Origin of the sequence: Streptomyces sp. CRCS-T-1 (assembly GCF_024442335.1) — a bacterium.
GTDB classification, from domain to species: domain Bacteria; phylum Actinomycetota; class Actinomycetes; order Streptomycetales; family Streptomycetaceae; genus Streptomyces; species Streptomyces koelreuteriae.
Genome location: NZ_CP101651.1, coordinates 8,571,936 through 8,577,985, shown reverse-complemented (window position 1 = coordinate 8,577,985; position 6,050 = coordinate 8,571,936). Strand labels below are relative to the sequence as shown.

At 68.3% G+C, this 6,050-nt stretch carries 2 protein-coding genes and 2 pseudogenes; 2 read left to right on the top strand and 2 right to left on the bottom strand.

Going from position 1 to position 6,050, the window contains the following annotated elements:
• Positions 1–600 precede the first annotated feature (600 nt).
• Positions 601–1,782: a hypothetical protein gene (locus tag NNW99_RS38760; RefSeq protein ID WP_255961262.1), complete on the top strand. Its 1,182-nt coding sequence runs from the start codon at positions 601–603 to the stop codon at positions 1,780–1,782.
• Positions 1,779–4,447: pseudogene (locus tag NNW99_RS38755) on the top strand (Helicase associated domain protein). The gene NNW99_RS38760 and the pseudogene NNW99_RS38755 overlap by 4 nt, the downstream one beginning before the upstream one ends.
• A 49-nt stretch (positions 4,448–4,496) precedes the next feature.
• Here the strand turns inward: NNW99_RS38755 and NNW99_RS38750 are convergent.
• A complete protein-coding gene (locus NNW99_RS38750; protein WP_251057645.1) occupies positions 4,497–5,072 on the bottom strand; it encodes a DUF6262 family protein in 576 nt (191 codons plus the stop codon).
• Between the two features lie 589 nt (positions 5,073–5,661).
• Positions 5,662–6,033 (bottom strand): annotated as a pseudogene (locus NNW99_RS38745) (tyrosine-type recombinase/integrase); the annotation flags it as partial.
• Positions 6,034–6,050 lie beyond the last annotated feature (17 nt).

Genomic DNA, 6,050 nt, shown 5'->3' with positions numbered 1-6,050 from the left:
GTGTCCCATCGCTGCGCGATGTGCAAGCGAACACCCGTGCTGCGCACGGGTGTTGCGCACGGGTGTTGCGCTCACGCTCCGCGTGAGCGCTGGCGGGTGGCTGCGCCACCCGCACACCCTGCTTGCTGCGCAAGCAGGGTGACGGTCCGTCCGCTGCGCTCCCGGACCGGCGGGACTCTGTCCCGCTACCAGGCTTCCGCTTCGCTCCAGCCTGATCGGCGAGTCCGCTGCGCTCCCCCGCCTGACGGTCCTTTCGGCTGCGCCTCCAGTCCCTTTGGGGCCCGCTGGCGCGGGCGGGGCTGGCTATAAGGGGCGGGGGTCGCTCGTTCGTGTGGGTTCTAGTGTAGCGGCTGCATCAGGTTGATGCAGCATGTACCGTTGGCGGAAACACGGGACTCCCACCAACCACTTGGGGCGAGTCTTGAAGGAGGGTACGAATTTGCTGAGCGTCGAAATGCGCCTCAAGGTGCGGGAGGAAATCCAGCGTGAGGTTACTGGATTTACGGCGGAACAGATCCGCGAACGGTTGGTGGCTGCGGGTGGTTTGGAAAGCCGCGAGGGTCACCCGAGGCCACTCAGTACGGAGGAGCTGCGGGTGGTTTGGAAAGCCGCGAGGGTCACCCGAGGCCACTCAGTACGGAGGAGCTGCTGGCGGCGGTTCGGCGGAACGAGTTGCGGCGCATCTGGACCTTGATGGGTGGCACGGCGTGGGACGACTACTCTCCCGAGAGGGATGCGCAGGCGGACCGCTGGCACCAGGCGCTGCGGGACCGTCAGGAAGGTGCGAGCGGTGGGGCAGTGGAGTCTGACTCCGGGCTGATCCGCTATCGGATCGTGGCGCAGCGGACTGACCCGGCGCATCCCGGGGCCTCGGTGGTGACGAACTACACCTATGCGCGGTCCGTTGAGGAGGCCGTGGCGAAGGTGCGCCGGGCGAAGGAGAAGCCGGGTGGCTTGTACGGGGATCAGGGCCTGTACCGCGTGGTGGAGGCCGTCGAGGAGAGCCCGCAGAGCGAGGCGCGTCAACTGCAGGGCGCTCGCGGGCTGTTCCTCACTGCGGTCATGGACGCCGCTGTTGCCGCCCTGGACGATCAGCCAGCATCTGCCCGCCCGGAGTTGATCGAGGTCCTGTCCGAGTTCTTCTTCGACACCGTCCTCACTCGCGCGATCGTCTCCCCCGACAGCGGAGAGGACAACGCTCAGCTGCACGCCCGGGACGGGGAGGTCCTGTCTCGCTTGCTCCTGGCTCACCTCGCCGACCACGGCCTGGACCTGGTGGAGGCGAGCGCCGGCACCGGCGAACTGCACGCCCTGCCCGATCGGCACACGGGTGTTGGTCGGCCTTCCCTTCGTGACGAGGAGAGCGACGCGCCGGCGGAGCTCATCGAGCGCGTCCTCGCCGTGTGCGAGCAGCACTATGCCGCCGTGACCGGCACCACCTCCGAGCAGTGGGACCAGAAGTCGTCCCAGGAGCTCGTGGACATCGCCCTGCGAACCGTGCACCTGGCGGAGCCGGAAACCTACCCGCAGACGCTGGACGCATACCTGCACGAGCACCGGGCGCGGCTGGAGCGGCTGTGGCGCCGCTACGGGCCGGGCGGCATGTTCGCGGGCGAGCTCGTGCTGATCGACCTGCCCGGGTCCTTCGTGCTGTGCGAGAGGATCGAGACGACCCCGCTCTGGCTCGAAGGGATCTGGACGAAGCGCGGCCAGGAGGAAACCGCACTGGAAAGGCTTCACGGCAGCTGGCTGTACGACACGGGAGAGGGGGAAGGGCGATGAGCAGGATTCCACTCAAGAAACACCAGATCGACCAGAAGTCGCGTTTCCGTAAGTGGGTCGGATTCCCTGCAAGATCATCTGTGCCCCCACAGGGTGCCCGTGGCACGATCGTGTCAGCGACCGGCTCCGGAAAACGATCATGGCCGCCGCGAGTGCACTGGAGTGCTTCCCCGAAGGCCGGATCCTCGTGACCGTGCCGACCCTGGACCTGCTCGTGCAGACCGCCCAGGCGTGGCGGGCCGTGGGGCACCGCTCCCCCATGGTCGCGGTGTGCTCGCTGGAAAACGACCCGGTCCTGAACGAGCTGGGCGTGCGCACCACCACCAACCCCATCCAGCTCGCCCTGTGGGCCGGGCACGGACCGGTCATCGTGTTCGCCACGTACGCCTCTCTCGTGGACCGCGAGGACTTCGACGACCCGACGGGCCAGGGACGCACTCGCGGGCCGCTGGAGGCAGCCCTGACGGGCGGGGAGCGGCTGTACGGCCAGCGCATGGACGGTTTTTCGCTCGCCATCATCGACGAAGCCCACTCAACCGCAGGCGATCTTGGCAGGCCATGGGCGGCGATCCACGACAACGCCCGTATCCCCGCCGACTTCCGGCTGTACCTGACCGCGACCCCGCGCATCCTCGCCGCGCCCCGGCCGCAGAAGGGCACGGACGGTCAGGAGGTGGAGATCGCGACCATGGGCCAGGACTCGGAAACCTACGGCCCGTGGCTGGCTGAGCTCGGGCTGAGCGAGGCGATCGAACGAGCGATCCTCGCCGGGTTCGAGATCGACGTGCTGGAGATCCGCGACCCCTCCCCGGTCCTCGGGGAATCGGAGGAAGCACAGCGGGGCCGACGCCTGGCGCTTCTGCAGACCGCGATCCTGGAGCACGCCGCCGCGCACAACCTCCGTACAGTCATGACTTTCCATCAGAAGGTGGAGGAGGCGGCGGCTTTCGCGGAGAAGATGCCGGAGACGGCCGCGGAGCTGTACGTCAACGACGCCTCCGACGGCGACTTGGCCGCCGCGGGCCGACTCCCCGCATCGTCGATCGACGCGGAGTTCTACGAGCTGGAGGCCGGTCGCCATGTCCCGCCGGACCGCGTGTGGTCGGCATGGCTGTGCGGCGACCACCTGGTGGCCGAACGGCGCGAGGTGCTGCGGCAGTTCGCCAACGGCATCGACGCAGCTGGCCGCCGGGTCCACCGCGCGTTCCTCGCAAGCTGTCGCGTGCTCGGAGAAGGCGTCGACATCACTGGCGAGCGGGGCGTGGAAGCCCTCTGCTTCGCCGACACCCGCGGTTCGCAGGTGGAGATCGTGCAGAACATCGGCCGAGCGCTCAGGCTCAACCGCGACGGCAGCACGAAGATCGCCCGCATCATCGTGCCGGTGTTCCTGGAGTCCGGCGAGGACCCCACTGACATGGTCGCCTCCGCCAGTTTTCGCCCCCTTGTAGCCGTTTTGCAAGGCCTCCGCAGTCATGATGAACGACTTGTCGAGCAGCTCGCCTCCCGGGCCCTGAGTAGCGGGAAGCGCAAGGTGCACGTCCGGCGCGATGAGGACGGCCAGATCATCGGGGCCGGCGGCGCGGGCGATGGCCAGGACGAGGAACAGGACGACACCGACGCCGTTGCAGAGTCGGCCCTGCTCCACTTCTCCAGCCCGCGCGACGCGGCGACCATCGCGGCCTTCCTGCGCACCCGGGTCTACCGGCCGGAGTCCCTGGTGTGGCTGGAGGGCTACCAAGCCCTCATCCACTGGCGGAAGAAGCACCACATCCCCGGCCTCTACGCCGTCCCCTACGACACCGAGGTCGAGGTCGGCGTGACAAAGGCTTTCCCGCTGGGGAGGTGGGTGCACCAGCAGCGAAAGGCACTGCGGGCCGGGGAACTGGAGCCGCGGCGCAAGGAGCTCTTGGACGCTCCCGAGGCCGGGATGATCTGGGAGCCGGGCGAAGAGGCGTGGGAGAACAAACTCGCCGCACTCCGCTCCTACCGGCAGGCCACAGGCCACCTCGCACCCCGCCAGGACCAGGTGTGGGGCGAGAGCGAGGCCGGGGGGCTGGTACCCGTTGGGCAGCACATGGCCAACCTGCGCCGCAAGGGCGGCCTCGGAAAGGACCCCGAGCGGGCGGCGGAGCGCGCGGAGCAGCTGGCGGCGATCGACTCGGACTGGAACTGCCCCTGGCCACTGGCCTGGCAACGCCACTACCGCGTCCTCGCCGACCTCGTCGACGCCGACGGCGCTCTGCCCGACATCGCTCCGGGCGTCCTCTTCGACGGCGACGATATCGGGCGCTGGCTCCAGCGGCAGTCCCAGCCGGCTACTTGGGCGCAGCTGTCGACCGAGCAGCAGGAGCGGCTGTCCAAGCTGGGCATCAAGCCCGCCCAGGCGACGTCTCCGGCCCCTGCGGCTACGCGTGCGACGAAGGGCCCGAGCAAGGCGCAGCAGGCGTTCCAGCGCGGCCTGACGGCTCTCGCGCAGTGGGTGGAACGGGAAGGTGCTCACCGGCCTGTACCCCGCGGCCACAGCGAAGAGATCGCGGTCGACAGCGAGACGGAGCCGGTGGCCGTGAAATTGGGTGTGTGGGTCTCCAACACCAAATCTAGGCGGGACAAGCTCGCCCAGGACCAGCTCGACGCACTGCGGGAGCTGGGCATCGAGTGGGCGTGACGCTCCCATCGGCAAGGTCCGTCCCGTTTGGCAATGATCCGAGGCTGGGTCAGAAGCGCGGGGGCGGGGTGGTGAGGTAGGGAACGAGTTGGGCTTCAAGGTCGGCGATGCGTTTGTCCATGAAGCGGTTGTTCTGGCGGGCGCTGGTCAGGCGTTCTTGGATCTGCTGGTTGTCCTGGGTGAGTTGTCGTACGTGCTGCTTCAGCGTGGTGTTCTCGGTGACGATGCGCTGAAGTGAGCCTTCGGGGAGATCGTGTTCGAGGTCGCGGATCTTGCCGAGGAGTTCTGCGATGCGGGTGCGCTGGGTGCGGATTTCGCGCTGGGCTTGGGTGAGTGCGTCTGCGGCGTTGAGTGCACGTTCCTTCCAGGCGGGCTGTGCGCGGCTGGCGCTGCTGGAGACTCCGGGATGGGGTCTGGTTGTGCGGGTGGCCTGTTCGATCACGGCTCTGGCCTGCTGGTTTTGATAGAGGAAGGTACGTGAGACGCGGGCAGTACGGGCGAGGGCTGCGACGGTGACAGGCGTGTGGTCGCGTGCTGCGGCCGTCAGGGCGGTCTGGAGGCGTTCGAGCATCTCCTGGGTGGCTTGGCGGCGGGCTTGGACGGCCGCGTCGGTGCGGGGGCTCATGGCTGTCCTGTGGTGTCGTCGGGGGCCTGAAGTGCTGCGAGGTCTCGGGCGCGGAAGGCGGTGCTCCGGTGCGGTGGAAGTAGTCCTGGGGGCGCCGCAGGTCGAGGGTGAGGGCTTCGTCGAGGATGCCGAGGGCGGCCAGGGCCTGTTCGAGTCCTTTGATGGCTTTGGCGGTGGGTTCGAAGACGGTGTGGAGGTAGTCGGCGGTGGCGTCGTCGGGGGCGTTCTCGGCTATGGAGCGCCACTGTTCGGCTTTGCGGCGCCAGTAGAGGAGGTCTGCGCCGGAGAGGACGAAGTTGTCGCAGTTCTCGCAGTCGAGTTTCCAGGGGCAGGCTCCGCCGTCGACGACGGGTTGGTAGGTGCAGAATCCGCCGTCGGTGGGGGTGCTGCGGCGGGAGCGGTCCAGGGCCAGGGCGAGGGCTGTCTCGCGGTCGATGGGGGTGGTGTCGCCGGAGAGGAGTTTGCCTGGGTGGGGTGCGCCGGGCCCGGCTACCCAGATGGTGTTCAGGACGTCTTCGAGGTCGCTGTTGGTGATCTTCACGTAGTGCTCGGCCATACGTTCGGAGAGCTGGCCGAGGTAGCGGCGGATGTGGGTGAGCGTGGCGCCGGCGCGCAGCAGGTTGGTGGCCAGGGTGTGGCGGGCCTGGTGGGCGACGTAGGCGCCGCCGAGGTCGAGGTCGGCGATCCAGGTCTTGAAGCGCTGGTTGAAGTGTCCGTAGGAGATCGGCTGCCGGCCATTGGGGTTGCGGATGCGGGAGGGGAACAGGGCCAGGCCGGGGCGTTCAGCGGCTGTTGGGGTGCGGCCGTAGCGCTTTTCGAAGCGGTGGAGTGTCTTGGTTCGGCGGGCATCGAGGCACTGGTAGACGGGCTCGGGGATGCGGATGCCCTCGTTGTAGTTGCCGACCTTGGTCTGGTCGTGCCACAGCATGGCCAGGCCGCGGTAGCGGCCGATGCAGTCCAGGCGTAGTCCGACGACCT